Origin of the sequence: Kitasatospora sp. NPDC051164 (genome assembly GCF_044455625.1) — a bacterium.
Taxonomy (GTDB): Bacteria; Actinomycetota; Actinomycetes; order Streptomycetales; family Streptomycetaceae; genus Kitasatospora.
Window position 1 is genome coordinate 1 of the sequence record NZ_JBITFB010000110.1, and the last position, 3,617, is coordinate 3,617.

2 protein-coding genes are annotated in these 3,617 nt (G+C 71.1%); both read left to right on the forward strand.

Annotated elements, in window-relative coordinates; translation table 11 throughout:
• Nucleotides 1-245: 245 nt before the first annotated feature.
• Nucleotides 246-1,220, forward strand: a complete 975-nt coding sequence (locus ACIBEC_RS47670; protein WP_360510282.1) for a helix-turn-helix domain-containing protein — start codon at nucleotides 246-248, stop codon at nucleotides 1,218-1,220.
• 288 nt (nucleotides 1,221-1,508) lie between these two features.
• On the forward strand, nucleotides 1,509-3,617 hold a 2,109-nt coding region (locus tag ACIBEC_RS47675; protein WP_360510280.1), incomplete at its 3' end, for a hypothetical protein.

The following is a 3,617-nucleotide window of genomic DNA, read 5'->3' on the forward strand; positions in this document are numbered from 1 at the left end:
CGAGTGAACGTCCTGTGGGCGATGATCCGCGACGGAGCGTGCTACCAGGCAACACCACCAGTCACCGCGGCGGCTTGACAACGGCATTGGGATGTTCTCTTCTCCTGGATTTCGTCGGTTCCGCGGGGTTCCGTGCGGTCCCGTCGGGTTCCGTGTGCGCCGGTTGTTCGGACACGTCGTCAGACTGCCGGTACGAGAGGGTCCCTGGTGGTGGCGCGACGGCCACGGAGTGAAAGGATCCGGCCATGCACCATGTCGGCGTACTGGCCCTGGACGGCGTCGTCCCCTTCGAGCTCGGCATCCCCGCGCGGATCTTCGGCGCCGCCCGCGACGAGGCGGGCCGCCCGCTCTACACCGTCACCACGTGCAGCCTCGACGGCGGCCCGGTCCACACCGCCGCCGACTACGCCCTCGCCGTCTCCCAGGACGCCGCGCTCCTCGGCGCGGTCGACACCGTGGTCCTCCCGCCCTCGCACGGGCTCGGCCCGATCCGCGAGGAGGGCCGTCTGCCGGACGCGCTGCGCGAGGCACTGGCCGGCATCCGCCCCGGCACCCGCATCGTCGGCATCTGCACCGGCGCCTACGTGCTGGCGGCCGCCGGGCTCCTCGACCACCGGCCCGCCACCACGCACTGGGGCGAGGCCGACCGTCTGCAGCGGATGTTCACCACGACCCGCGTCGACCCCGACGTCCTGTTCGTCGACGACGGCGACATCCTCACCTCCGCCGGGGTCGCCGCCGGCATCGACCTGTGCCTGCACCTGGTCCGCCGCGACCACGGCAGCCGCATCGCCAACGACGTGGCGCGCTCCTGCATCGTCCCGCCATGGCGCGAGGGCGGGCAGGCCCAGTACATCCGACGCCCCGTCCCCGAACCGAACGCCGCCGGCAACTCCGGCACCGCCGCCACCCGGGCCTGGGCGATGGAACGCCTCGCCGAACCCCTGACGGTCGCCGACCTCGCCGCGCACGCCCACACCAGCGTCCGCACCTTCTCCCGCCACTTCCGCGAGGAGACCGGCAGCACCCCCGGCCAGTGGCTCACCCGCCAGCGCGTCGACCTCGCCCGCCACCACCTGGAGACCACCGACTGGCCCGTCGACCTGGTCGCCCGCCGCTCCGGCCTCGGCACCGGCGCCTCCCTGCGCCGGCACCTCCAGACGGCGATCGGCGTCAGCCCCCAGGCCTACCGCCGCACCTTCCGCCCGGCGGCTCACTGATCGTTTCAGAAAGAGGTTTGGAACTCCGAAGGTAGGCTGCCCGGTTCGTCCAGGAGGGCACCAGGCTGTACCTCCTCCCCGCCACGCGGGTGGGGTCTTCGGCGCGTGGTGTGGGAGGGTCGTTCGTTCGGGCACTGTTTCTGGCCATTCTCGTCAAAGTGTGTCGCTGCTGTGATCGCGCTGTGTAGGTTCGCGACCCGGAAGGCGTCATTCGCCTTGGCACCAGGGGCAGTTGGTGCCCGGTGCCGTGCCGCTCCACCCTCATCCTCTCCGCAGACGGGATTCGTGATGACCACCGCGAGCACAGGAACAGCCGCCACCACCCCGGCGAGCACGACCACCCCGGCAGGTACGGGTGCGTCGCCCGGGTACGAGGTGGACAAGGCGTCGCTGGACGGCGCGACGCCCAAGGACCTGCTGCCGACCACCGGCAACTACCCGACGGAGATCGTCCGGTACCAGTCGGTGGTGCTCACCGACATCCCCAACGCGAAGCCGGCCCGCAAGCTGACCGGCGCGATCGACCTCGGCGAGGAGAACCTCCCGTTCTACGACAAGCCCGCCGAGGGCATGGTCGTCACCACCGAGCAGAGCTGGTCGGCCCAGGGCGTCACGCTCGGCCGCTTGCTGCACAGCCTCGCCCTCGCGCCCGGGGAGAGCACGAAGGTCGCGGTCGTCGACTGGCAGAACACCACGAAGGCCACCGGCACGGAGAAGACCACCGAGGCCGACACCCTGTCCTCCACCACCGACCAGAACCGCTCGATCAGCGAAGTCGCCAACGCGATCGCCCGCGAGGAGCAGTACGGCGACTCCTCGGCGGCGCAGCGCAGCAAGTCCTCCAGCGGCGGCGGCAGCATCGGCTTCGCGGGGCTGCTCGGCGGGATCGGCGCGAACTGGAGCGCGTCGGAGAACAGCGCCTTCTCGACGGCCGTCTCCCGCTCGACCGGGGTGAAGACGGTGGCGGACGAGGCGTCGCAGCGCATCAGCGCGCGCACCCAGCAGCTGGCGACGGCGGCCCGCAGCCGCAACATGACGGTGGTGCGCGAGACCTCGCAGTCGGAGAAGGACCAGGTGATGACCCGGGTCGTCACCAACTACAACCACATGCACGCGATGTCGGTGCAGTACTACGAGGTCGTGCAGGTCTACAGCGTCACGACCAGGCCGACGAAGCTGGAACGCTGCCTGTTCATCCCGCTCCAGGAACTGACCTTCACCTACTCCAGCCTCCAGCGGTACAAGGAGGTCCTCGCCTCGGTCGCGCCGGCCGACTGGGGAGCGAAGATCCGGGCGGCGAACCCGTTCGACACCGCAGTGCGCAAACTCGACGCGCTCACCGCCCCGGAGGCGCTCCAGGAGCAGACCTTCGACGGCGTCGACCTGGTCGACATCGCCGGCGGCCCCATGGGCGTGTACGGGGTGCGCAAGGCCGACGGCAGCCCGGTGCGCTTCGACCCCGCCAGCCGGCGGTGGAACCCGATACCCACCACCGGCCTGCCCAGCGGCGGCCTGAACCGCATCATGCCGGGCAAGGAGATCCTCTGGGGGCTGCGGGCCGACAAGAAGCTCGTGCACTTCAACGGGACGGCCTGGAAGGCCGCCGACGTGCAGGACTGGCAGGGGCTGAGCCTGGCCTGCGGCGCGGACGACACGCTCTACCTCGTCGGCCTGGACAACACGCTCTGGCAGCGTGCCCATACCGGTACCTGGACGAACCTGAACGTCGAGGCCGACGAGGTTGCCGCCACCGGCAGCAAGGTCTGGTACTACCGGCAGGGCAAGACCTACGAGCGCAACGCCACCGGCTGGCAGGAGCGGAGCGCGGGAATCGTGCAGCGTGTGAACGCCGCCGCCGACGGCTCGCTCTGGGCGATGCTCAAAACCCCCGACAGCAGCGTCGCCCTCGTGCTGGAGTCGGGCGCGGCGAAGTGGGTCCGACCCGCGAACGGCCCCCTCAAGGAGCTGACGGGTGCGGCAGCCGTCGTCTCGGCCGCCGCCGGGGACTACTGGGTCCTCAAGCTCGACGGGACGCTGCTGCGCTACCTCACCACCGCGCGGGAGAACCCGCTCCCGTTCGACTACCAGCCCAAGACCGACTCCCCCTACGCCTCCCGGATCGACGTCTGGTACGACGAGGTCGGCATCCGCAGCATCCAGGTCATCTTCCCCGGGCAGACCGCCCGCTGCGGCGACACCGGCGGCTCCGGCGTCCTGCGCCAGGCCTCCTACGCCTTCGGAGGCGCCGACAAGCTGATCTCCGTCGACGCCTGGTCCGGCGCCGGCGCCCGCGGCAGCCTCGCCGGGCTGCGCCTGACGATGACCTCCGGGGTGGCCAACTTCGGGATCGCGGAGACCACCACCGCCGCGCCCGACCTGTCGGAGGACGCGGGCGGG

What these genes read in the sequence shown, in the direction of transcription:
- ACIBEC_RS47670 (WP_360510282.1), top strand. Translation starts at nt 246, where the DNA reads ATGCACCATGTCGGCGTACTGGCCCTGGACGGCGTCGTCCCCTTCGAG.